The following is a 25,621-nucleotide window of genomic DNA, read 5'->3' as shown; positions in this document are numbered from 1 at the left end:
CGCCGCCGAGGCCCAGGTGCGGCTCGTTGCGGCAACGTCGATCGATAATCCCGAGCTCGGCGGCTACGTCATGCGCCAGGAGGGCACCGTGACGGAGCAGGGGACGAGCTTCGGCCTGCGCCTGCGCGTGCCCTTGCCGAGTGCGGCCCGCAACCGCCCGCGCGAGGCGGCGGCGAGGTCGGAGTTGACGATTGCTACCAGCCGGCTGGTTCAGGTCCGGCGCCTGACCGACGCGGCCGTGCTGCGGGCTGAGACGGCACTGCGGGCGGCGGCGGAGACCCAAGGCATTGCTCAGCGGCGCTCGCGAGTACGCTCCCTGCCAGCTCGGAACTCACACGCGAGGGGAGGATCACGTCCACTCAAAAGAAACCGTTCGGACCCATCACTCCCGACCTGCACGCGGTTAGCAACGATGGCGTGTCGGGCCCAGCCTAACTGGGCCCCTGGTCGTGCCCTGCTTGCCCGCTGCATGGATAGCCGCCGTAGACCCCTTTGCTGCTATCGGCGACTTGGAGGTCGAAGCTGTCATCATAATGCAATCCATCGCCAATGACGTTGGCTCCAACCCGCGACCGCTCAGCCGGAGCCTTCTACACGTGCGTCGATTTAGAGGCGGCGACGAGTTACCCGCCTGAGCCGCCGAGCTGTGACGGATCCTGCGTGCCTGGGGTACCAGCCTGCGGGTCCGGAGGACCGGCGGATGGGACAGGCGCGAGCGGAGAGGCGGCAGCGCCTGGAACGCCCGCACCTTGATCGGGGGTCACGCCGCCCGGAGCGCTGGGCGTCGGGGCCGTCGACACACTTGGCTGCGGGGCGGGAGATTGGGCGAGGGCCGGGCCCGCAATCAGGCCGAGGGCAAGCGCGAGCGCAAGGCTGTGCTTCTGCATAAAGGTTGTCCTGGGCCGACCTGGCCCAGGCGGCCAACGTCGCCGCTGTCGGCTCGTTTCGTCGAGCACGTGACCTCACAGACCAGCCCACAGTGTTGGCAGCCTTGCGCGGGCCTGGTTTTGGCCATTCCAGGATGCGTGCCTCTTTGGGCATGGGTGGTGCGGCGGGAGCAACTGCCCTGTGCCGAGGCTGCGCTCACAGCCACGACCGCATCGCGAGGCACGAGCGTTTGCAACGGTCGCGCTCTGAGGTGTCATCCCTCCATGCCCAGCTAATGTCATAAAAGTATGCATGTCCGGGCGGTTAACGCCGGGTAATGCCTTCTTTACCGAGACAGCCCGTGCTGCACCAGAGGGGAGCGCAATCACCATGGCCACCATCAGCGGTAACCTCCTCTGGACACGGGACAGCACTGATACCCCCGCCGGCAGCGCGGAGGTCATTGCCTATGATCCGCGGACCGAACGCGTGCTGGTACTCGGCCCAACCGGGGTAGAGGCACTGGCCGCGGCCGACGGCGCACTGCGCTTCAGCCTGCCCCGGGCCGATCTCGGCTCCTTGGGGACGGGCAACAGCGTGGCGGTCCATGGCGATGTGATCGCCGTCGCCTATGACGGCCCGACGCCTGGGAGCAACGGCTCGGTCGCCTTCTACCGCATGGCTGCCGACGGCAACGCCGCCGCAGCGATCCGTCAGGTGGAGGTCGGTGCAGTACCGGACATGGTGACCTTCACGCCGGACGGTAGTCGCCTTCTCGTCGCGATCGAGGGTGAGCCGAATGCAAACTACGGCGTGAATCCCTCGGGCGACCCCGTCGGCGGGGTAGCGGTCATCGACGTAGCGACCGGCGCAAGTACCTTCCTCGGCTTCGAGGGGTTCGACACCGAAGCACTACGGGCCAGCGGCGTGCGGATCACCGGCGTGCCGGGCATCACGGCCGTGACGGACCTAGAGCCGGAATACATCGCCGTTTCCGCCGATGGCACCAAGGCATACGTCACTCTGCAGGAGAACAATGCGGTCGCGCTGCTCGACCTGGGCACGCTGACCTACACCAACATCTTCGCCTTGGGCACGAAGGACTACTCGCTTCCCGGCCAGGGGCTCGACCCTTCGGATCGGGACGGCGGCGCTAACATTGTCAACGCAAACCTGCGCGGCCTTTACATGCCGGACGGCATCGCAACCTTCGAGTCCGGCGGCCGCACCTATCTTGTCACAGCCAACGAGGGCGATGCCTCCGAGTGGGGAAGCTACAGCGATGTCGCTCGCGTCAGCACGCTTAGCCTGGACGAGGCGAGCTTCGGTGGCGCAGCCGACGTCGCGGCGGTGAAGGCGGCCGGCGCTCTCGGGCGACTCCAGGTCTCCAAGGTGGATGGCGACACCGACGGCGACGGCGACATCGACGTGCTGCACGCCCTTGGCGGCCGCAGCTTTTCGATCTGGGAGGTAACACACGGCGGCTTGGTGCAGACCTACGACTCCGGGGACATGATCGAGCGTATGCTGCTGCAGAACCGGCCGGACCTGTTCGACGATACCCGCTCGGACGACAAGGGACCGGAGCCGGAGAGCGTCACGTTGGGCATAGTGAACGGGCAGCTCTACGCCTTTGTGGCGCTGGAGCGGGCAGATTCTGTCATGTCCTTCGCCATCAACTCGCCGACCGACGTCACCTATGCGGGGATCGTCGCGACGGACGACGCCCCGGAGGTGATCCACTTCGTCTCGGCCGAGGACGCGCCGGCCGGGGCCGGCGGGCCGCTGCTGCTCTCGCCCGCCGAGGGTTCCGGCGTCACCACTGCGCACGCCCTGACGGAGACCGGCGGTAACTTCACGCTGCAGATCCTGCATGGCTCGGATTTTGAGGCGGGGCTTGCTGCGACGACGCGGGCGAGCCGCTTCGCGGCTATCGTGGACAAGCTCGAGGACAGCGTCGCGAACAGCATCACCCTCTCCTCAGGCGACAACTACATCCCGAGCCCCTTCAACGCTGCCGGTACCGATCCGAGCGTGAAGAATGAGCTTCAGGACCTCTACTCCTGGCTGCTGGGCGTGCCCGCCAGCGACTTTGCGGGGCTCGCGCTGAACCCCGCGACCGTCGACATCGCGATTATGAACGCTCTGGGCGTGCAGGCGAGCGTCTTCGGTAACCACGAGTTCGACTTCGGTCCGGCGGCGGTGGCCGCGGCGATCGACTTCACCAAGGGTACGGGCACCACTGCAGCCTCTGTCACCTCGATCGGCGCGATGTTCCCCTACCTCTCCGCCAATCTGGATTTCGCCGGCGAAGCGTCGCTGCGGAGCCTGGTAACGGCGACGCTGCGTGACGCGGCCAGCTACGCTACCACGGCCGCCGATCTGGACAGCGGCACGGCGCTGACCGCGGAGGCCGCCGACCAGCAGATCTCGCCCTGGACCACGATCGTGGAGAACGGCCAGACGATCGGGGTGCTGGGCCTGACGACCCAGCTTCTCGCCTCCATCTCCTCGGTTGGCGGCGTGCGGGTGCTCGACCCACAGGGCGACGGCGGGGTGGACAATACCACCGAGCTGGTCGCGATCCTGCAGCCCTACGTCGACCAGATGACCGCCCAGGGCATCAACAAGGTGGTACTGCTCAGCCACCTGCAGCAATACCAGCTGGAACTAGACCTCGCGACCAAGCTCAGCGGCGTGGACGTCATCGTCGCCGGGGGCAGCCACGCGGTCTTCGCCGACGGCAGCGACGTGTTGCAGCCGGGCGACGCGGCGGCACAGAGTTACCCTGTCTTCGTCACCGGCGCGGACGGCAAGTCGACGGCGGTGGTGAACACAGGCAACGAGTACGCCTATGTCGGCCGGCTGGTGGTCACCTTCGACGCCAACGGCAACATCATCCCCTCCAGCGTCGATCCCGCGGTCTCCGGCGCCTATGCCACGACCGACACGACCGTCGCCGCCCTCTGGGGTTCCGAGGACGCCTATGCCGACGGGACGCGGGGCGGCGAGGTGCGCGCGCTGACCGATGCCGTAACCGCCGTGATCAACCAGAAGGACGGCAACCTCCTCGGTTACACCGACGTGTACCTGGAGGGGCGGCGCGGCGAGGTGCGCACCGAGGAGACCAACCTGGGCGACCTGACGGCCGATGCGAACCTCTTCGTGGCGAAGCAGGTCGATGCGGGCGTGACCGTCTCGATCAAGAACGGCGGCGGCATCCGGGCCGAGATCGGTTCGATCGGGCTCGGTGCCGAAGCGGGCGAGCTGCCGCCCCAGGCCAATCCACTGGCCGGCAAGCCCGAGGGCGCGGTCAGCCAGCTCGACATCGAGAACTCGCTGCGTTTTAACAACGCCCTCTCGATCGTGAGTGTCACGGCGGCCGAGATGGTCCGGATCTTCGAGCACGCGGTCTCAGGTGTCGCACCGGGCGCGACGCCCGGGTCCTTTGGCCAGGTCGGCGGCGTCTCCTTCAGCTACGACCCGACTGCGACCTCCCAGATTCTGAACGTGGACGGCACGGTGCAGCGCGCTGGAGCGCGGGTGCAGAACCTCGTCATTGTAAACGATGACGGCGCGGTGATCGACACGGTGGTGCAGAACGGTGCCCTCGTAGGTGATCCAAGCCGCGCCATCAAAATGGCGACGTTGAGCTTCCTGGCGGACGGGGGCGACGGCTACCCGATCGGGCTCTATGCCGACAGCCGGGTTGACCTGCTGAACAACGCCGCCCTTGCCGAAGGCGCCGCGACTTTCGCCGCGAAGGGCAGCGAACAAGATGCGCTGGCGGAGTATCTCAAGGTCGCGCACAGCACCGCCGACGCCGCCTTCACGGTAGCCGACACCGCACCGGCCGGAGATGAGCGCATCCAGAACCTCGCCTTCCGCACCGACACGGTGCTGCCGGTCCTGCATGCCGGCGGCGCGACGGACGACACCGTAGTTGGACAGGATGGCCGCGACATTCTAGTCGGGCTTGATGGTAACGACGTGCTGGTCGGGCTCGGCGGCGCCGACTTCCTGCTGGGGGTAGCCGGCAACGACCTCGCCTTCGGCGGAGATGGGAGCGACACCATCTACGGCGAGGCGGGCAACGACCACTTGCGCGGTGATGCGGGCAATGACGTGCTTGTCGGCGATACCGGCGTCGACATTCTCGTGGGGGGCGAGGGCAACGATCTTGCTTTCGGCGGCGCCGACGCCGATGCATTTTACGGCGAGGCCGGCAACGATCATCTTCGTGGTGACGACGGCAACGACCTCCTCATTGGCGATACAGGTCTTGACACGCTCGTCGGCGGATCTGACGGCGACCTTGCCTTCGGCGGCGCTGATGCGGATGAACTTTGGGGCGAGGCCGGTCGCGACATCCTACTGGGAGAGGCCGGCAATGACCTCGCCTTCGGCGGAGATGACGCGGACACGTTGTACGGCGCCGATGGTTCCGACCACCTGCGCGGTGATGGCGGCAACGATGTCCTCGTCGGTGATGCGGGCCTAGATACGCTCGCTGGCGGCGACGGCAATGACCTGGCCTTTGGTGGGGCCGATGGTGACGCACTCTATGGCGAACTCGGCGACGACCATCTTCGCGGCGATGCCGGGACGGATACCATCTTCGGCGGTCTGGGCAACGACATCCTCGTCGGCGGGGATGGGGATGATTTCATCCTCGGCGCAGAGGGAGACGACGCGCTCTACGGCGAAGGGGGCCGCGACGTGTACATCTTCGAGGCTGCCTCCGGTCGCGACCTGATCTACGGCTTCGGACAGGTGGGGGCGGATGACGACCTGTTACAGTTCCAGCCTGGCACCTTCGTAACCTTCCAGCAGGTAATGGCTGCCAGCCGGCAGGAGAGCAACAATGTCGTCATCAGCCTGTCTGGAACGGACACTGTAACACTGACTGGCATCTCGCTGTCGTCCCTCAGCGAGAGTGACTTCATTTTTGGCTGACTTGGCGTCTGACGGCGCGGAGGAGATCTCCGTGCCGCCACTGCCAAGCTGATAGGCGGCAACCCGAAGGACCGCGTCGGAACAGTCTGCGAGGATGACGCCAGGTCCCACCACCTACTCCGGGCACCGCTTCCCAGCGGAGATCATTACCCACGCGGTCTGGCTCGACCATGTGTTCAGGCTAAGCTTGCGGAATATGGAACAGGTTCTGACGGAGCGAGGCGTCGGCGCGCGATGTTCGGCCGCTTGCTGCGGTCACGATTTCAGGCGGTAGTCGGGTAGTAGATTACCGCCGGAATAGAAGCGCTGACGAATGAAAAGCCTTGGAAGTCACAGGTGGTGCAGCGGTGCCGAAGAAGATGGACAGCGTGAGCGCGGTTGTGCATGTTCCTGCTTTGTTCGCGGGAGTCGCGTGTGGAGGAAACCTTGACCCCGGGACGCGTGCGCCCCGGGCCCGATCCAGAAGCGGCCGCTTACCGAGCCGACACCGGCGCCACGCAGGCGTTCCTGGAAGGCTACGTTCGCCAGCGGTTCCTTCGCGAGCTCGATGACGAGGAGACTGTCATCCGGAGCCTGCCCTTCTACGCGACCGGTACCGGGGCAACCTTCGCCGCCATTGCCGTCGCGGCTCCCCAACTCCGACAGGCTCCGCCTGGCTATGCCGTTCCCATTGCCGCCGCCTTTGCAGTCGACGTGGCGCTGGTCGCGGTGTCCATCGCCTGCTTGCTTGCGGCGCTCGTCCGGCGGGGCGTGCTTGACGTGGCTCCCGAGTCAGAACTGCTCCGGTCGACGGGCCAGGTGGCGCAAGAAACCAGGGAGCAGTTCGCGGACGCGACACCACAGGAACTGGAGAGCATCATCCTCGCCAGGGTGCGCGGCAGCCTTATTGCGCAAATGATCGTCGCGACAGCCCGCAACCGGGTGGCAAACCGGGAGAGGAAAACCTGGAGGAACCGAGCCTTCGTTGCCCTGGTCGGCGCGTTGCTGCTGACAATTGGCGGGCTCGTCGCTACGTTTACGGCCGGAGGGCTCGGATAGATGCTCAAGGCGGTGCGCGATGTCGCTCCCGAGGGAGCGCAGAACCCCGGTAAAGAGGGCGAGGAGAGGCGCCCGCGATGGGGTGAGTTCCCCAAGCTGGTCGAGGAGGACCGGGGTAGCCCAGCCTCCGTCCCGCCGAGGCGCCCACCCGACACGAGGGAACTTCGCGATCTCACCGACATCGCGATCTCGCTCGGGAACCCGCGGGCGCGCTGATCCTGGCTCTCCGGACCGCACCTCGGCTGCGTGAGCTGCCGATTTGGATGGAGCATTCTTGCCTCTGACAAGCTCCTACGAGATCCGCCAGGTCTGAGCATGGGGCTGGTTTGTTCGTAACCAGCCAGAGCCGGGTGGGCGACAGCCGAGCGCCAAGTACTATCTGCCGGTCAGAAGGTCTGGCTGAACGGCGAGTGACGTTTAGGCTTCACCTTAAGTCCGCCCAACTCCGCAGTTCGACCTGCGCGACAAGCTCCGCGCCTCTTCCGCTCTCGAAACTGTCATATGGCAACAGGGCGCCGAGATCGAGGCCTGTCAACGCGGCGATGCGTCTCAGGGGCACACGATATTCGTCCACCTCGGGTGTATCGTCCAGCGCTGTGGGTGCCTGTCCGCGTCGCTTGATCTTCAGCAACTTCTCTTGCGAGACGAGAAAGGTGGTCGCCTTCGGTACGCCATCCTCCAAGCGGAGCACGATCTTCCAGAAGGTCAGCGGCACTTGGACTTCGTCATAAGACGGATCGTCGTCCCCGAACACCGGTCCTTGCAGCACCGACAAGCGGGCATGATCCGGCTGAGCGCCAAATTCGAGGTAGAAGCGCTCCACACCCTGCCAGAATTTGACCGATTGGTTGAACAGCCAGTGCTGCGGCGAGCAGTTGGTGAAATGAAAGGTGTCGGCATTGGCACGGATCGCGCGCGTAGCGGTGCCCCAGGTTGGATCAGAGCGGCGGGTCAGGTGGCCGCGGTCGAAGTAGGCGCTGTTCGCCGAGTAGAAGTCCTGCCGCACTGTCCCCGCCGGATCGACGCGTGCGTCGTCGAACCATCGGTCGCCCGCCTCGGCCTGGGCCGGCTGGCCGGTGCGACGGTCGATTTCAATGTAGCTAGCGCCGTCTATATTGGTGGCTGTCAGGATCGCCAACCGTCGGCCCCTGTGCATCGCCAGGCTGAAATGCTCGTAGTCCAGCAGGCCGGGGATTCGCTCTTCCGTGGCCGCGTTCAGCGGCGTGATCGCGTCCTGCAGCGGTGTCAGCATCGCTTCCAGCCCAATCTTCAGCCCAGGCAGGAAACCACTGGCGAAACCGCTGCGGTTGGCGAAGTCAGGATCGATGCTGACCCGTTCGGCGCCGATGACAGTACTGGCGAGGGCAACCGGTGCGGCAGGGTCGGTCGGGATGCGCGCTCGGGTCACAGACGCCGGCGCCGCAGCGGCCGGCACCGTAGCGGGCGCAGGCGCGGCCGCTGGCTGCTGCTGCGCGGCCATGACTGGCGTAGCGATGAGGCCGCCAGCGAGCCGCAGACCAATCTCAAGCGGCACCACCAGATTGATCCGCACCGTCGCGCCATCAGCCGGCAAAATGGCATCGGCCGGGACAGCGGGACCGGCTGCAGCAGCCACGGTCTGGCCACCGGTGCTCCCCGGCGCATCCGCCTTTGGTGGCACCCGGGCGCCGAGGTCGGGCACGTTGCCTGCGGCATCCCCAAGTGCCAGTGCTTGGCCTAGCAGATCCGTCACTTCTGGCCCTGACGCGCCGCCGGCCTGTTTCAGATCAGCGACGATCGAACTGATGCGAACACCCTCGTTAACCGTCACTGGCACTGTCTCCCCATCCACGCTGCGAGTCTCTAGGTGCGGGCTGCCCCAATGGTGCAGTGCCACGACTTCCCAGTTGTCGTTGAAGACTGGTGAACCGGAGGAGCCCGGCTCGGTGTCCGCCTCGTAATGGAGGGTGAAGTCGCCCCGCGCGACAATGCGGTTCTCCCGCATCACTACTTTCTTGAAGCCCCCGTTAGGGTGCTGGACGATGTTCACGCAGATACCCTTTGCGTGTTTGTCCGGCCGGTCGCTGAGTGGGCAATAGGGGATTTCGCTTAATCGAGCCGGGCCACGGCCGCCGTCGCGGACTGCGACCAACGTGTAATCAAGCGAATCAAGTCCGACGGTGTGAAAGAAGCTTTTGGGATCGAGCGCAAAGCTCGTTGTCAATCGCGGCCTGCCGTACTCGTCGATCTCGTAGTCGAAGAGCAGTTGCGCTGCCGCCGCATCCTCGGGTGAGCTGAGGACATGATTGTTGGTAAGGAAAAGTCGTGGGCTGATCAGAAAGCCCGAGCCGATCGGTGATCCGCTCCCAACCATCACTGCCGCCACCGCGCGGGAGCGGTGACCCCCGATAGGTAGGAAGGCCGCATCGACATAGTCCACGCTGTCGCCCTGAACCGCCTCGGCGTCCGTCAATCCGGCTGCGTCGGGAGCCAAGCGCTCCGCCACGGCGAGGCGGCGCGGCAGGTTGTCCTCCGCCAACAGAGGTTTGCGTTCGTCAATGCATCGGCGTGAGCGCAGCCGCTGGTCGCGGCTGGCCTGGATGCGTTGTGTGACGATCGCGTCGAGATCGGCCATGATGCAAGTCTACTGCGCCAGGGTAGTGATTCCAGTGACGGTTCGGCGAAGCCGAGGCGCCGCAGCGTTCAAGCTTGCTGCGGTGCCCGTCCCTGGAGGATCTCTCCGGCCCCGACTTCTAGGAAGACGCTGCGTCCTCGCGCTGCAGCGGCGTGGCCGCCGCTCCAGCCTACTGCTCCTCCCCGCCGACGGTTTCGTGCTTGTAGCGTCACTGCCTCTTCACACCGTGGCGCCGGTGCATGGGGTAGGCCGCGGGCTTCTAGCGCGGAGATATCTGCCATGGACCAGACAGAGACGGCCGCCTGCCCTGTCAAGGAGGAGCGCGGGTCAGCGGCTCGTCCTGCGTACCGGATGGGGGAGGCGGCACAGGTTCCCGTGATCTGGGCGACCCAGGTGCTGGAGCATCTGGTGAAGAAGGGCACGCCTTCACGCGAGGAAATGACGGATGCGGCCATGGTTGCCCGGGCGGAATGCGTCATGCTCAACAAGGGCCCGCATGTCTTCGAAGCGGTTCACGAACTCGAGACACTTCTCCGGCACATGACCGAGCACCAGCACAAGAAAACGCCGCAGCTGCGTCGCCTCGCCAGCTGGTGAAAGGCGTGCAGCTCATTGACGGAAGAGGATCGGCCTTGCTCCGCATCATGTTCGCTGCCGCGCTCGCGGTCACGCCCGCGCTCCCTGCCGCGGCCCAAACGGTTCGTAGCCAGAACTCGACTGAACCGAGCTTCGGACGCCAAATGGATACGTCCACACCGGCGGCGCAGGGCCAGACGGCCGCTCGGGCGACCCCGGACGGGCTGGCATGGCGCAACGACCGGCTGACGCTCTCGCTCGCTGGGGGCGCCTTCACGATCTCGCCCCTGCTTCGCCTCGACCTAGACGGCGTGTCCTTCTTCGACCAGCACGCTCCGAACGGTTTCGACAGCGGTACCCAGGTGCGAAGGGGGCGGCTCGGCGCACGCGGCACCTTCCTGCAGGACTTCGAGTACAACGTCACCTGGGAGTTCGGCAGCTATCCCAGCCGGGCAAACACCCTTTTCGAAGCGCAAGTTGCCTGGAACGGGCTGGGCTGGGCGACGGTGAGGGCAGGGACCTTCACCCTGCAGCACCTGCCGGAGTACGCGTCCAGTTCCTATGACCTGCTGTTCCTCGAGCGCGCCTCCATCACCAACATCGTGGCGAGCCTGGCTTCTGGTGACACCCGCGAGGCCCTCGGCTTCGAGGCCCGCGGGAGCCGCTGGAACGCGAGCCTCTACGGCACGGCCGGCGTCACATCCGCCCTGCACGACAGCAAGCAGCGCGGCGTCGTCGGACGCGGCGTCGCTTTGCTGGTGGACGAGCCAAGCTTGCAGTTCCAGCTTGGTTTCGACGCCACAGCCCAGTTCAGTCCGGGAACCAGCCCCGGCCCGGACTCCATCCGCCTCAGGGACTACCCGGAACTGCGGGGCGACAATGCGAACCGGTTCCTCGACACCTCCGGCATTCGCACCGACACGGCCTACGCCTTCGGCCCCGAGGCCGCGGGCCGGGTCGGCCCCGTTTATCTCGAAGCGCTCTACCAGCACGTCGTCGTTGATGTAACGAACGGCGGATCGCGGAACTTCGACGGCTGGTACATCCAAGCAGCAGTACCGCTCCTCGGACCCTCTCGACAGAGGGTTCGTAACACCGGTACTTGGGCACGGCCGAGAACGCAGGGCATGGTCGACCCGCTGAATGGTCACTGGGGAGCGGTGGAAGCGGTGGCCCGCTACAGTACCGTGGACCTACGCGATGGACCGACACGCGGCGGCGCGCAGAGCATCTGGACTGGCGGGCTCAGCTGGTATCTTTCGCCCAACCTGAAGGTCCAGGCGGAGTACGAGAACGGGCAGATCAAGCTTGATACCCGTAATCGGGACTTTCAGGCGTTCGGGGTCAGACTGGCCATCAGCCTGTAGCTAGAGAGTTGTCGTCGCAACAGCATTGCGCGCTTTCGTTAGCACGGGTCCGGCGTATGGAATGCCGGACCCTGCGCGATGCGGTCGCTCGATCTGACGTGTGCTGAGGATTACAGTGATGCCGTGGCCACACCGGCTACTGCCTCCCTGCGGGGCGTCAAGCGGTTCCATGCGTCCAAGGCAGCGATCTTGTACGCCTCGGCGAGCGTTGGATAATTGAAGGTGTTCTCGATGAAGTAGTCCAGGGTGCCGCCCAGGTTCAGCACTGCTTGGCCGATGTGCACCAGTTCCGTTGCTCCTTCGCCGACGATGTGCACCCCAAGCAGCCGGCGTGTCTCGATCGCGACGATCATCTTCAGCAAGCCGCCGTTCAGTCCCATGATGTGCCCACGTGACGTTTCCCGAAAGCGAGCTATGCCGCACTCGTAAGGCGTACCTGCCTTGATCACCTCCTCTTCACTCAGACCCACCGTGGAGATCTCGGGCACCGAGTAGATGCCGTAGGGGAAGAATGTCGGCGCTGGAGGCAGCGGCTCACCGCAGGCGTGACACGCGGCGATGCGCCCCTGTTCCAGCGAGGTGGAGGCCAGGCTCGGAAAGCCGATCACGTCGCCGGTGGCGTAGATATGCGGCACCTCCGTCTGGAAGGTCTGAGGGTCAACGACCAGACGGCCGCGCTCGTCAGCTGCCAAGCCGCAGGCCGCGAGGTTGAGTGCGTCGGTAGCGCCAACCCGGCCGGCGGCAAAGAGCAGCATCTCCGAGCGAACGCGCCGGCCGCCTTCCAGCATTGCCACGGGCTGGCCGTTCTCAAACTGGACGGACTGTACCTTCGAGCCCAGGCGAAAGCCCAACCCACGGTCTCGGAGCTGATGGATAAAGTCGTCGACCAACTCACGGTCAACAAAATCGAGAAGGCTGCTGCGCGGCTCTACGAGTGTTACGCGAACGTCCAGGGCGGAGAAGATGGTCGCATACTCCACCCCGATCACGCCGGCACCGACGACGGTCATCGATCTTGGCAAAGCCTTGAGCTTCACGAGTTCGTCGCTGTCGAGCACGGTCTCGCTGTTGAACGGAATGTGGGGTGGCCGCAAAGGGCGGGTGCCCACGGCAATGACGACCCGGGCGGCCTCCACCAGTCGGGTCTCGCCGGCTTCCACCTGCACCTCGATTCGGTGCGGGTCCACGAAGCTAGCCAAGCCTCGTAATGTATCCACCCGATTGCGGGAAAACTGGTGGTCGAGAGTCTCGACTTCGTGCTCCAGCGTCTTGTTCAGGCGCGCCATCAGGTCACCGGCCTCGATATCCCTCTTCACCCGGTATGACATCCCGTAGAAGCCGCGTTCCCGCCAGCCGGTCAGGTTCAGCACGGTTTCGCGCAGCGTCTTGGAGGGGATTGTGCCGGTGTGCACCGAGACGCCGCCGACGCGCAGGCCCTTCTCGATCACGAGTACCGAGCGGCCCAGCTTGGCGGCTTGTACCGCGGCCCGTCGTCCGGACGGACCACTGCCGATCACCACCAAGTCGTACGACATCATGCACTTCATCCCCTCGATGATCCCAATGTATGTAAGCAGGACAACGCGCTCGAGAACGTTCTGGGTTAGCTCGCGTGCATAATTGCGGCTGTATTAGCGCGTTCTGGATCTGCGACGGGAGCTCTGCTCGGTACCATCGGCTTCATGTTCGGAAACGAACCTGCAACAGCTCGTAGATCGCTAGCCGGTGCATGTTTGTGGCACCGGCGCAGGATGGCCCTGAGCCGAGCCATTAGGATGGTGGGACTTACAGGGTGGACCAACACAACATCAGCGCCCTGGTCGAGAGCGATCTTGTCAGCTTCTGGGCTGGCTCGCGAAGCCACCAAAACGATTGGCGTTATGATGCCATTCAGGCGGATGGCCCGGATTGCCTCACATGCTTTCGGATCGACGTCGAGCACTTCGAGGATAATACCGTCACAAGCAGCAACACGTGCGGAAAAAGCAGCGCTGTTGGAGGCCGGGACTGCGCAGCAGGCGTGGCCACCTTGCTCGAGCATTTCCTGTAATCGCGCAGTGGTCGTCGTCTCACAAGCTAGGAGGATGAACACAACTACTCTCCGTAACTGCTTACTGCCAGAACCAAGCTGACGAGGAGTTTAGCTCACGAAAATGTGAGGATCAAAGGGTAATGATGCGTTCTTGCGCTTTGAAGACTTCTTTCGCGATTCAAGTGGGCTCGCGCTTCAGGGTGCACTGGGTAATTACCATCAAAATTCATCGATTCATTTTTATGGCAATTAAGTTGCCGTGTTGTGATGTTGTGGTTTCGTTAAGCGACGTGGCCGGCCCTCTCCGCGTTGAAGCAAGCTATGATGTCTGCATCGCCCCAACCCGCCGAAGTCGAAATTAAGTTCCTCCTGCGGCATGGAGACATTGCTGCATTCGATATTCTTCCGGTCCTGTGGAACTGCGAGCCAGGCTTACCCTCACGCGAGGCGACGACGTACTTCGACACAGCGGACCGTACCATCGTTCAAGCCGGGCCAGCTTTCGCGTCCGCCATGTCAGGAACCGCTGCATACAGGCTCTGAAGCTCAGAGGGGCCGTTGGTCCCTTCGGCCGGGGCGAGTGGGAGTGGTCTGTGCTAGCCGAGCAGCCCGAGCCGCAGCGCTTGGCGGAGACGCCGCTTGCAGGATTTGAAGGGGAGCTGTTCCCCGTCCTCAGGACCGAAGTCATCCGCACGCTGCGAAAGCTCCGCCACAATGATGCAAACATCGAAATCGCAGTCGACCAGGGTAGCATCCGTGCCAGCGACCGCACCGAAGACATCCATGAGGTCGAACTGGAGCTGAAGGAGGGCAAGCCTGCCGCGCTCTATCGCGTAGCGAAAGAGCTTCAGGCGGATCTGGGTCTTATTCTTGGCAGCGAGAGTAAGTCTGACCGTGGCTGGCGCTTGCTAACAAGCGAGCCTCACCGGGGGGAGAAAAACCCAGGGTCGGCCTTCTGCGGGATATGATCGCAGCAGAGGCCTTCCGCTTGGTCGTTGCGACCATGCTTGGTGCTCTCCTGGCCCACCAGCCAGCAGCGGCCGCCAGGCCAATGGAAGGGATCCACGGGATGCGTATCGCTACCCGTCGTCTGCGGGCCTTGCTCGTGCTCCTCCGACCGTGTTTGGCACCTGAGCCCGAGGCGCACTTCACGGCCGCCCTGCGGGAGTTGGCAGCGGTTCTTGGCGAGGCGCGCGACTGGGACGTGTTCGTCACGCAGACCTTGCCGAAGGTGGCAGGTCCGGAGGCCGAGTGGCTGCGTCCCCTGGCAGAGGCCGAGCGGCGCACGGCTCATCGACGCGTGGAGGAGGAGTTCGGGCGCCCCACACTGACGCGCACCGTGCCCGGCCTCGCGGCCTGGGCCGAGGATCCGGGGACGGTAACCGGCAAGGCAGCTGATGGGGCCATGGACGAGCCCTTGCTGGATCTCGCGCCCGGGCTGGTGGAGCGGCTGGCACGGAAAGCTCGGCGTCGTGGCCGGCACATCCGTCGTCGCTCGGAGGCGGAGTTGCACGACCTCCGCAAGGCACTCAAGAAACTCCGCTACGGGATCGAGTTCGTCGTCCCTTGTACAAGGAGAAGCGGGTCTCGGCCTATCTCCACCACTGCAAGCTGCTTCAGGAATAGCTTGGAGGCCTTAATGACGCTGCCGTGGCCGCCACCCTGGCGGAGCGCCTCGCCCAGCAGGAAACGGCCCTGACACCGGCAGCGGCAAGCGTGAAGACCTGGGCCGAGGCACAGCGGGCGGAGGCCCACCACGACCTTCGAAAGGCTTGTCGCGAGTTCAGGGACGCATCGCTCCCGCGCCCGATTGGGGAACCGATCAGTCCAGGACACGCTCTGCCAGGGCTAGCTAAATCCACCTCGTTCACCCGACGAACTGCCGCGCGACAATGTAGATGCCGCCAGCGAGCAGCATGGCCGCGGGCAGGGTGAGAACCCAGGCGAGGGCAATATTGCGCACCGTCGCCCACTGCAGGCCGGTGCCGTTCGCGGCCATCGTCCCGGCCACACCGGAGGACAAGACGTGCGTGGTCGAGACGGGCAGGCCGTAGACGTCGGCGGCGCCGATCGTGGCCGCGGCGACGAGCTCGGCGGCTGCGCCTTGCCCATAGCTGAGATGCGACTTGCCGATCCGCTCGGCCACCGTGACCACGATGCGCTTCCAGCCGACCATGGTGCCAAGGCCGAGCGCGATGGCGACGGAGACCTTCACCCATGTGGGGATGAAACGCGTCGCGCGGTCCAGTGTGCCGCGGTACTCCTTCACGGTAGCGGCCGTCGCTTCGTCAAAGTGCGGGTCGTTCAGGCGGCCCATCTGCCGCAGCGCCTCGTCCACCAGGTACATGTCGTTGCGGACGTTCTGGACCTGCTCGGCCGGAACACGGCGGATGGCGCCGTAGCCGCGCACCTGCCTCGCAATGTCATCGGCCAGCGCAGCCATAGCGGGCAGGGTTTCCAGGGTGCGCTTATCGGTCTGGAGGTAGTCCTCCACAAGCTTGCGCATCTCCCCACCGCCGACGGCAGGAGCACTGTCCCCGGCCAAGCCGCGGAGCGCGGTGGCAGCCTGTGTGGACACCTCGATGAAGCCGGGCGTTGCGCTGTCGGGAACCGCACGGTTGAGAGAATAGGCGGCGGGCACCACGCCGATCAGGATCAGCATGATGAGCCCCATGCCTTTCTGACCGTCGTTGGAGCCGTGAGCGAAGCTCACGCCAGTGCAGGTCAGGATCAGCAGGCCACGGATCCAGCGAGGCGGCGGGTCGGTCGTCTCCGGCGCCTGGTAGAGGCGTTTGTTGCGCACAACGAGCTTCATGGCCAGCAAGAGCAGCGCGGCGCCGACGAAGCCCACGAGCGGGGAGAGAAGCAGGGCCTCAAAGACCCCGCGCGCTTGGGACCAGTCCACCCCGGAGGCCTGTGCGCCCGCCACGGCCGTCAACTCGTTCGCCCAGCCAACGCCGATGATCGAGCCGATGAGCGTGTGCGAGGACGAGGCGGGCAGCCCCATGTACCAGGTACCGAGATTCCAAATGATGGCGGCGATGAGCAGGGAGAAGACCATGGCGAGCCCTGCGCCGCTGCCGACCCGCAGGATCAGCTCGACCGGGAGGAGGCTGACGATGCCGTAGGCCACCGCGCCCGAGGAGGTGACGACGCCAAGGAAGTTGAAGAAGCCGGACCAGACCACCGCAACCGGGGCCGGGAGGCTGTGGGTGTAGATTACCGTCGCGACCGCATTCGCCGTGTCGTGGAACCCGTTCACGAACTCGAAGCCGAGCGCGATCAGCAGCGCGACGGCGAGAAGGGCGAAAGGAACCCAAGTCGTCGGCTCCGCGCCGGCGGCGTCGACGTCCGAGACGAGGCTGTAGGCCGCGTAAGCGACACCGACCACGAGGATGCCGATGATGATGAGGGGGCCGTGCCGGCCTAGGCCGCCGTCCAGGTGGGGCTTCGCAGCCCCCGGGACCGGCACGGGAATGGAGGAAGATGTATCTGCTGTAATGCCGGACATAACCAATCCTTTGGCGTCGGCTGCGGGATTTTCCGTTCGGAACCTGCGTCGGCAACGTGCTCAACGCCCATGGTTGCGGCGGTGTTTCGCGATCGAAAAAGGGGATGAGGCCCTGAGCTGTGAAAAGAAGATGACAGCGGCAAGCAGCGTCTGGTGAAAGAGGGGAGGCGGCTCTCAACCAGCAGATCGGTGCACGAGGAGCCGTGGGCCGAGGCAACGAACATTTGGACATCCTGCATGTGCCGGACAGCGCTGACGGTGCCTCGCAATGTCGCAGAGGCCGGTCGCGTCGCTTTGTTGGAAGGAAAGCTCGGCTCGAGCCTCTGCGCCGCAGAAGTGAAACACACGGGGACAGCAGGCAGCTTTAGATACTACCTCATGAGGACGCTCGGCGTCCCCTCGTTCTTGGCCCTGCTCCTGGCAGAAACGATTCATTCCGGCTTGGCGCTGGCTCAGACACCGCAGGAGCAGGGAGGAGGAGCGTTCAGCGCCTGACGGAGCAGGCCGCCAGACCGTGGTGCGCTATCAGCTCGTCGGCACCATGCGCTACTTTGACGTGGCGGGATATCCCGGCCGTATCCTCGGCTTACCGGCGGATGAGGCGGGCGACGCTTCCCGTGACCTACCGGCCGTTGACAAACGTTCGAGCCGCACCGAGGCGCGCCTTCTGATCGGAGGTTGCCGCGTCATCGAAGAGACCTCTGAAATGTTTGCGGGCGCGACCCTGGCCTCCAGGCGCACGAAACAGAAGCCGTGAGCGAGTGAGAGGCCTGATCTTCTACAACCTTGGGTCGCTAGTGTTGACCGGGGATCACCGACTAGGCCCCTCGTGCTCCCATCCAGGAGGAAAGAGCTTGCGTGTTATAGAAACTCGGAACCATCTCTCCTGCCGGCTCCAAATTGCCGAGCAGAGTGCTTCCGGCTGGACGGTTCTTCTGTACCTCCATGGCAAGGGGGAGTGCACCGTCTTTCGATCCGAGAGGCCCGACAGCTTAAACCAGCTGATCAAGCTTGCTGAGGAGCGAGCAGCGGAGCTCGAGCGAGCTGACATTCCGATGCGCTGACCATCCCGATTCAGCGTCAACTACTCAGGCCGGTGTTCTTCATTCTCAGTACCAGCAGAGGATGACGGGCCGGCCTGATGCCAACCAAGGCGAGCCAGGCGCCTTCGGCATTCCGGGCAAGTGACCAGTTCGGCCGGCGGTTCGGCCCAGCTCGAACCTGCGCCTGGCTCACTCGCGCAAAGTGACATGCGACAATGAGGCGTGACAGCGTGGAACACCGGCGTGCGCCCCCTCAGCGACCCACCCGATTTACGCAACGCGACGAAACGCCGGCCGGCGACGATGATCGCGTTCATGAGGATTGAGCCAAATGCACACCTGTGTTTTCCGCCATCACCGTTGAATCGGTCTGAACCGACCAAGGCATGCGCGGGCGAGCCAGTTCAGGCTTCCCGCGCAAGTCAGGCCGGCCAAGCTCCGGCTTGCCTTACTCAGCCTAACAAGTGGTCGAAATGCAGTGTGCCGTTCTGGTCCAACCGGGCCTCCGTCGCGAAGGGAGTGCCGGCGGCATTGTTCACGGCGGCCTCGCCCTCGTGGACTTTGCCATCGACGGTCAGCTTGTCGACGTAGAGGTTCCGGTCCGTCGCGTCGGAGCCATCCCAGCGATCGTTGATGAACTGCACATCGACGCTCCGCACATCGCCGTAGTTGCCGCTCAGAACGATCTCCTGGTACTGCCCGGCCGCGTGGGACGCCGTAACGGTCTGCACACCCCCTGCTTGCTGGCCGTTGACGAGGATGAGGAACTGGGCGTCGCCCTGGTAGGCATCCTCGGAAACATGGAGGCCGATGGTGCTCGCGGTCCTGAAGTCGAGGCTACCCTCCCGCTCCAGGCCGGCATCGGTGGCGTAGGTAGGGCCGGCGTTGTTGACGGCGTGCTCTGCCTCGTAAGTCTGGCCGTTAAAGGTCAGCTTGTCGACGTAGAGGTTCCGGTCCGACGCAGGAGTGCCGCCCCAAGCATCGTTGATGAACTTCACGCTGACCGCGCTGATGTCGGTGTCGAAGAAGTCGAGCAGCGCGACCGTCTGTGACCCTCCGGCGGCATGGGAAGCGGTCGCCGTCTGCACACCGCCGAGCTGCTGCCCATCCACGGTCACGATGAACTGCGCGTCGCCGAGATAAGCGTCCTCGGAAATCTGAAGGGCGATGGTGGCCGGCGCATGGGACGGCACGCCATAGGTGGTACCCACGGTCTGTGCCAGGGAGTCGTAGACTGCCGCATCTCGCACGGCGATGTTGCCGTCGATGGGGCTGACCGTGATCAACCCGGCATTGAAGGCTTCACCCTCCGAGTACGGGCTCGTGCCCGCGGTGGATCCGCCATAGACGAACGCCGCCGCACTCGCGTTGCCCACGACGCCAAGGTTGGCGTCGGTGGCACCATCAATGGTGGTGAAGGCGAAGTGGCTGGCAGTGGCGCCAGTGGGCACGTTGATGCTGAGGCCCACGCCCTCCGGGAGGAGGCTCGTGGAGGCACCCTGCGTCGCTTCAAGGTTCGCGATCAGCGAGGTGAGAAATTGCGCACTGGTCGCGAGATCCGCATCGGAGCCGCTGTGGGAGGAGAGCGCGATGCTGGGCACGCCATAGTTGAACAGCGCCGTGATGGCACCACTGACCGTCGCCGAGTGATTGGCGTTCTCGATGCCTACCGCATCGCCGTGGTCGGCGCCGACCACTACGAGGTCGGGGTGGACGCCCTGGAGCAGGCCCTGCGGGTCCAGTCCCACCGCGACGAGGCTCGCCGACGTGCCGGTCGAGGCGTAGTCCTTCGCAGCGTACTGTGTCACCGTCACCGGGTTGAGGAACAGCGCCGAGCCGACACCGCTCTGGTCGGTGGAGGGGGCAAGCACGGTCACGTCATGGCCCTGTGCCAGCAGGGCGTCGCGGGTGACTTCGATCCCGTGAGAGCCGTGACCGTCCTCGTTCAGGAGCAGGATGTCGAGCGGGGCGTGCGGCGGGGTGACATTGCCGGGGGTCGAGCCCAGGCGCACTGCCAGGGCATCGCGATCGGCCTCGGTCGAGCCCCAGTTGCCGTCGATGGGGGAGATCGTGATGTGGTTCGTCAGGAACTGGGAGCCCTCGGAAGTGGGGCTGCCTGAGGGCGAGGTGTTCGTGACAAAGCCTTCCGCATAGGCGCCCGAGGGCGTCAGCGCGTAGGGGAAGGAGGAGGTGGACTCCTGGGTAACCGTGGTCACGGCGATGCCGGCCAGCACCGGGTTGCCGGGCACGTTGACGGTCAGGCCGCTGCCCACAGGGAGGAGAGATTGGCCCGCAGCTTGGCTGGACTGTAGCTGGTGCAGGAAGTCGACCATGAAGTTTGCCGAGTTCGCGAAGGCGGCGTCGTAGCTGCCCTGGAAGGACCCTGCCGAGATCGCGATGGCCGGAACGCCCTCGAACAGCGCCTGCACGGCGCCATTGACCGTGCCGGAGATGTTCTCGCTCTCACCGATGTTTTCGCCGCGGTTGGTGCCCGATATGACAAGGTCTGGCCTGTTGCCGCTGAAGAGATCGTCCAGGCCGACGAGCGTCGCCGTGGCCGGGCGGCCGTCGACGTAGTAGTTGCCCGGCGAGAACTCCGTGATGCTGATCGGGCTGCTCAGGGCTGAGGTGCCGCCGAGCGAGCTGCCCTGGGCGCTCTGGTTAACCGCCGGCGCGACGATGTGGACGTTGTGGCCCGCGCTGACCAGGGCGTTGTAGAGGGTCTGGATGCCCGGGGCATTGTAGCCATCGTCATTCGTCAGGACGATGTTCAGCGGCGTTGGCGCCACCGGGGGCTCTCCTTGAGCACTGATCGCGAACCGACCGACCAAGGGGTCGTGGTCGCTGGTCTGGTCATAGAACTCGGCGTTGATGTGGACCGGCTCGAACTGGGCCCCCTGCGCCAGCGCGCCGGTGACCAGCATGTGGTCGAGGGTCTCCGCATTGCCCTCAAACACGTAGTCGAAGCGCTGGTCCGGTGGCAGCGTATCCTGCAGGTCGGCCAGTACCTGGGCACCGCCAGGGGTGTAGGTCGCGGTGGCCGCGATCGGGTCCCGGCCCGGAACGTCGTAGTTGGTGACGGTCGCGACACCCTTGAGGACGCTCAGCGGCTGCTCGAAGCCGAAATCGTTGAGATCGCCGGCAACGACGACCTTGGCGTGAGCGTCGGTGGCGAGAAGGCCGTCCACGTAGCTGTTCACGGCCTGGGCCTGGGCCGCGCGCTGCACCTCGCCGCCGTCGAAGGGCGGCTGCTGCGAGCCGTAGAGCGCAGCACTCCCGCCCTTGGAGGTGAAGTGGTTGCTCAGCACCGTTACGCTCTCACCGTTGAAGGTGAAGGTGGCCGAGAGAGGAGGGCGGGAGCCGTAGAAGGGGTTGTCGGGATTGGTCTGCTGGTCGGTGTAGGTGCCGCCCCGGATCGGGCTCCCATCCGCCGCAATGGTCGCGAGCGATCCTTCGACGAAACTCACCCGGTCGGTCCGGTAGAGGAAGGCCGCGCGGATATTGCCTCCGGGCTCGCCGCCGTTGGTGTCGTTGCCGATGAAGGGATTGTCGAGAAGGGCGTAATGCGGTCCGCCGGCGGCATCGATGGCGCCGGTGATCATGCCGAGCGTGAGATCGGCTGCGGTGACGCCGTTGTCCGCGGCACCGGTGTCGTCCTGGATTTCCTGCAGTGCAATGATGTCAGGGCTGTTCAGCTTGCCCGTGATCTCCCCCGCGATGGTCGCGAAGCGCGACTGGCCATCGCCAGGGTCGAGGTTCTCGGCGTTGTAGCTGCCGACGAGCAGGTGGTTCGCGTCGCCCGTCAGGCTGGAAGGAGCCTTGGTCAGCGGGCTGGCCTGGACAACAGCCGGCGAGGCGGTGGCCAGAACCTGGTAGTTGCCGAAGTCGTAGCCCACCACGCCGGTCACGCCCCCGAGCCTAGCGCCGGTGCTGACATTCGGCAGGCTTATGCCCAGGCCAGGGTCGAGCTGGATGCGCTCGGGGTTCAGGTCGCCGCCGACGGTGTCGGTGTAGCCGAAAGCGGGGGCGCCGCCGCTGATGAGGAGGTCGCCGCGGCTGTTCAGGCCGCTCGCGCCTGCCCCGCCGCTCGCGACGGTGAAGATCTCACCGAAGTTGTTGGTGGGGCCGACCACCAGCGGGTCCTCGACCCGGACCAGCATGCCCTCGAGCCGCTCGTACGCGGCATTCGCCACGGCGACGTCGGTGTCCGGGATCTGCAGGCCGGCGGTCCCGATAACCACCGGGGCTGGAACGGGGTTGCCGTGCGACAGAACGGTCGTGCCCGTCACCCCCGAGATCTCCGTGAGCGTTAGGGCTCCCGGGGCAGCGCTGCTCGGCGAGTATTCCTGGACGCGGCCGGTAACCGCCACGAGGTCGCCGACAGCGATGCCGGCAGGGGCTGACCCCGTGAAGACGAAAACGCCATCGGAGGTGGTGGGATTGCCGTCCCCGGTGGAGTCCTGAATGTAGAAGCCCTTGTTGGAGCCGCTGCTGAGTGCCGTGACGATGCCTTGCGTCGTGACCGTACGGCCGACGAGGGGCGAGGTGTCGCCCGCGCCCTGTATTTCGTAGATGGGGGTGGCCGCCACGTCGTCGTTTCGGATGGTGCCGGTGCCGGTGGCGTCCCCCAGGGCCGCCGAGCCTTCCTCGTTCACCAGGTCGGAGAGGCCGACCGTGAAGATCTCGTCCGGCTCCGCCTTTGCGTCGCCGGTGACGGTCACGGCAACCGTCTGCGACGCGGCGCCGCCCGCTGCGAAGTGGAGCACGCCGGAGGATGAGGCGTAGTCATTGTCGCCCGTCGTCGCGGTGCCGTCGGCCGTTTCGTACCGTACGTCGAAGCTGCCGGACGTGTCGCTGCGGGTGACCGTGAAGCTTGCCGTCGAGGATCCGGCATTGCCCTCCGTCACGATGACGTCGTTGATCGAGACCGTCGTTCCAGCCGAGGTGCCTCCGGTGGTCGCATCGACGCTGACATTGTCGATGCCGACCTCATCGCGGTTGCCCGAGCTCGAGGAGCCGGTGTGCGTCCAGCGGAGATACAGGTAGTCGTTCGGCCCGACGCTCAAGCCGGTGAGGGTGACTGGTGCCGCGGCCGTCTCGGTGAAGGCGGCGCCCGGTGCTGCCTCGGCCGACGAGCTGAAGGAGGCTGCTGGCACGGCCACGAAGTCCGTACCGTTGGTCGAGTAGGAGAAGGTGAGGCTGTCCGACCGCGGCGCGCTATTGCGGGCAACCCAGTCGAAGTTCACGCTGAACTCGGCTGCCGATGCGCCGGAGATGTTCTGCACCCGCGCCTCGATGAACCCGTTGGCGTCGAGCTCGCCGCCGGTGGGCTGCAGAACGAGGGCCGGGTTCGACACAGGGGAGTAGACACCTGCCGTCGTCGGATCATTGGTGGCAATGGTGCCGCGGCCGAAATCCGTGCCGCTCGCACCTTCATAACCGAACGGCGGCGCGGGATTGTCACTCAGGCCCACCACGCGCCAGACGTTAGAGTCGAGCGCGCCGGAGCCCGGAGTTGCCGAGAAGCCGGCCGCCGTGAAGCCGGTGAAATCCGTGCTGAAGATGCGAGGCATCGATGCCCTTCCCCGGGCTTAAGCGCCCGCTGCTGTGTTTCCGAGGCAGGCCAGTCAAGCACTGCCTTCCCGGTCCGCAATAGAGTCGTTTGTTATTTCAAAATGAAGTTCACAGCTAATAAGCCGCAATTCGATCGACGCCTAAAGACATTCCGGTTTTCCACACTAATGGCAGCAATAGCTGATGATCTCCGTTACTCAGTGGGTACTGCGCGGCGTGTGACAGATGGCTGACAAGGCCAGTACGAATTGCTTACATGACGTCTTTTAAATGACGGCATCATAACGGTCGTCTATGTTTTAGGGCCTGTTGACATCCAGGATTCCTGTTGCCGCCAAGCTGTGATTCAACTCGGCCTCTGACGCGGTGGCGGTAGGATGGATCAGGATCGGTTTGGGGTGCGCGATGCGGTCTGGGAGGAGATCGCGCCGCTGATGCCGGGCAAGGCCTCGGATAGCGGTGTGACCGCAGAGGACAACCGGCTGTTCCTCGAGGCGGTGCTGTGGCGGGTGGTGCGCACGGGCCTGCCCTGGCGCGACCTGCTGGAGGGGTTTCGGAAAGTGGAAGGGCGTATTTCAGCGCTTCCGCCGCTGGGTACGGGCCGAGGTCTTCGACCGCGTGTCGGACGAACCAGACTTCGAGTACGCCCTGATCGACGGCACCATCGTCACCGCCCACCAGAAGGCGAGCGGCGCAAAGGAAGGACTGAAAATGGGGCAATCGGCCGCTCGCGTGGCGGCCTGACCACCAAGATCGTCGCCCTCGTCGACGGGCTCGGCAACCTGGCGCACTTCGTCCTGCTGCCAGGCCAGCGCCACGACACGATCAGTGTGCAGCCCCGGATCGAGGGTGTCGCCTTTGGCGCCCTGCTCGGCGACAGGGCTTTCGACGCCGACCGGCTCCGGGTTGAACATGACGCCCGCGGCGGCGTTGCCATCTTCCCACTCAAAGTTACCCGCAAAGCCCGCTTCGAATTCGATCGTGAAACCTACCGCTGGAGACATCTGATCGAGACCTTATCGCCAAGCTCAAGGAGTTTCCCGCCATCGCCGCCCGCTACGACACGACCGACACCAGCTTTCGCGTCAGTATCATCCTCGCCGCCGCCATCATCGCCTCACCATGAACGTCAACAGGCCCTAGTTCTCTGGCGTGGTGGAAATGCCCGCGTGGTGCATAGACTGAGCGGTTCAACTCGGGACATGGCGGGATCTACCCGCGTGAGAGCGTACCCCTTGTTCTTCCAGGCAGATGCAGAACAGCGGCAGTGGCACAGGGTCTCGAACTGGCCTGCTTACAAGGTGGACCTGCGTGCTCGCGATCGCTGAGCGGTCTAGCCTTCGCAGGAAACTATTAGGGGTGGCAGGCTGAGCCCCGTACCATGCGAGGTGGGCAGCTCCTATACACGGACCTAGCAGCCCACCCTTGTCCTGATCAGCCGCGACCTCATGGTGCCGGACCGCTCGGCCCTGAGCCGTACGGTGCAGACGTCCGAAGTGGTGTGGCCATCCGGCGAGCAGGAATCCGTGCATTTGCTGATGGGCAGCACCAGCTTGCGACCGTGTGGGCCAGGCGAATACCTTTTCGGGAAGCACGTCAGCAAGCGGCGCCCGGAAGGCGGGCGCTAAACCGCGACACGGATCTGATGCCGGCCGGATCTTCGCGACGAAGCTTACCAGTCCTGATACAGATGATGTCGGTGAAGTCGGCTCGCTGCTCCACGGGCTGACGAGGTCGCCTCCTTGACTAGCGACGGCGCATACGACCGCGGCGCCATCGATGCCGCGGCCGCGGTACGTCATCCCAATGCGGAGGGCGTCGTCTCGCCACGATCGGGCGTGGTGCCGAATGCAACGGGCGGGTGCGCGCCGATGATGCAGGACTCGCATCTGAAAATCGTCGCCGGACGCGGCCGCAGAAGGTGGCAGACTGCGGCGGCTTCAACCGCATGTTGGAGCTGCGTCGTCCGGACTAGGTCCGCGTCGCCTGGTGACGGAGATACTCTGGCTCAACACGTCCAGCCGGCCGCTCCTTGCAACACGC

General features: G+C 65.0%; 12 protein-coding genes and 2 pseudogenes. 10 read left to right on the top strand and 4 right to left on the bottom strand.

The window, feature by feature from the left end:
• The first annotated feature begins 1,257 nt into the window (after nt 1–1,257).
• From BO39_RS14005 to BO39_RS14000, 3 genes and pseudogenes are all read left to right on the top strand, one after another.
• Complete coding sequence (locus BO39_RS14005) at nt 1,258–5,823, top strand: choice-of-anchor I family protein (protein WP_052402073.1); 4,566 nt, start codon at nt 1,258–1,260, stop codon at nt 5,821–5,823.
• A gap of 94 nt (nt 5,824–5,917) precedes the next feature.
• Nucleotides 5,918–6,049, top strand: a pseudogene (locus BO39_RS34400) (IS6 family transposase); the annotation flags it as partial.
• Between the two features lie 188 nt (nt 6,050–6,237).
• Nucleotides 6,238–6,861, top strand: a complete 624-nt coding sequence (locus BO39_RS14000) for a hypothetical protein (protein WP_156963685.1) — start codon at nt 6,238–6,240, stop codon at nt 6,859–6,861.
• Between the two features lie 424 nt (nt 6,862–7,285).
• Here the strand turns inward: BO39_RS14000 and BO39_RS29950 are convergent, their stop codons facing one another.
• On the bottom strand, nt 7,286–9,475 hold the full coding sequence (locus BO39_RS29950; RefSeq protein ID WP_052402072.1) for a DNA/RNA non-specific endonuclease: 2,190 nt from the start codon (nt 9,473–9,475) through the stop codon (nt 7,286–7,288).
• Between the two features lie 279 nt (nt 9,476–9,754).
• Between BO39_RS29950 and BO39_RS13985 the strand changes: the two genes are divergently transcribed.
• Nucleotides 9,755–10,072 (top strand): pyruvate kinase, encoded by a 318-nt coding sequence (locus tag BO39_RS13985; RefSeq protein ID WP_245615151.1) that lies wholly within the window; start codon nt 9,755–9,757, stop codon nt 10,070–10,072.
• A 35-nt stretch (nt 10,073–10,107) separates the two neighbouring features.
• Nucleotides 10,108–11,418 (top strand): OprO/OprP family phosphate-selective porin, encoded by a 1,311-nt coding sequence (locus tag BO39_RS13980; protein WP_043834235.1) that lies wholly within the window; start codon nt 10,108–10,110, stop codon nt 11,416–11,418.
• Nucleotides 11,419–11,528: 110 nt separating this feature from the next.
• Here BO39_RS13980 and sthA read toward each other — a convergent pair whose 3' ends face one another.
• Nucleotides 11,529–12,956 carry a Si-specific NAD(P)(+) transhydrogenase gene (gene sthA / locus BO39_RS13975; protein ID WP_043834232.1) on the bottom strand — a complete coding sequence of 476 codons (1,428 nt, stop codon included), beginning with the start codon at nt 12,954–12,956 and terminating at the stop codon, nt 11,529–11,531.
• Nucleotides 12,957–13,210: 254 nt separating this feature from the next.
• Here sthA and BO39_RS32605 point away from each other — a divergent pair, with 254 nt between their 5' ends.
• The 3 genes from BO39_RS32605 (at nt 13,211) to BO39_RS13965 (ending at nt 15,149) form a co-directional block, all read left to right on the top strand.
• Nucleotides 13,211–13,468 carry a hypothetical protein gene (locus BO39_RS32605; protein ID WP_156963684.1) on the top strand — a complete coding sequence of 86 codons (258 nt, stop codon included), beginning with the start codon at nt 13,211–13,213 and terminating at the stop codon, nt 13,466–13,468.
• A gap of 395 nt (nt 13,469–13,863) precedes the next feature.
• Nucleotides 13,864–14,418 carry a CYTH domain-containing protein gene (locus BO39_RS31095; protein WP_169742761.1) on the top strand — a complete coding sequence of 185 codons (555 nt, stop codon included), beginning with the start codon at nt 13,864–13,866 and terminating at the stop codon, nt 14,416–14,418.
• The gene (locus BO39_RS13965) at nt 14,415–15,149 is read left to right on the top strand and encodes a CHAD domain-containing protein (protein WP_043834227.1); all 735 of its coding nucleotides are present in this window, start codon (nt 14,415–14,417) and stop codon (nt 15,147–15,149) included. Before BO39_RS31095 ends, BO39_RS13965 begins: the two co-directional genes overlap by 4 nt.
• A gap of 168 nt (nt 15,150–15,317) precedes the next feature.
• On the opposite strand, the gene BO39_RS13960 is transcribed toward BO39_RS13965, so the two are convergent.
• Nucleotides 15,318–16,961, bottom strand: a complete 1,644-nt coding sequence (locus tag BO39_RS13960) for an inorganic phosphate transporter (RefSeq protein ID WP_043834224.1) — start codon at nt 16,959–16,961, stop codon at nt 15,318–15,320.
• 514 nt (nt 16,962–17,475) lie between these two features.
• Between BO39_RS13960 and BO39_RS13955 the strand changes: the two genes are divergently transcribed.
• Entirely contained in the window at nt 17,476–17,718 is a 243-nt protein-coding gene (locus tag BO39_RS13955; protein WP_043834222.1) for a hypothetical protein, read from the top strand.
• Nucleotides 17,719–18,456: 738 nt separating this feature from the next.
• Here BO39_RS13955 and BO39_RS29945 read toward each other — a convergent pair.
• Entirely contained in the window at nt 18,457–23,577 is a 5,121-nt protein-coding gene (locus BO39_RS29945; protein WP_052402071.1) for a 5'/3'-nucleotidase SurE, read from the bottom strand.
• A 378-nt stretch (nt 23,578–23,955) separates the two neighbouring features.
• Here BO39_RS29945 and BO39_RS31090 point away from each other — a divergent pair.
• A pseudogene (locus BO39_RS31090) lies at nt 23,956–24,704 on the top strand (IS5 family transposase).
• Nucleotides 24,705–25,621: the final 917 nt, after the last annotated feature.

It is taken from the genome of Roseomonas aerilata DSM 19363 (assembly GCF_000711725.1).
GTDB classification, from domain to species: domain Bacteria; phylum Pseudomonadota; class Alphaproteobacteria; order Acetobacterales; family Acetobacteraceae; genus Roseomonas; species Roseomonas aerilata.
The sequence above is the reverse complement of the archived record's forward strand: the minus strand, read 5'-3'. Positions and strand labels throughout refer to the sequence as shown.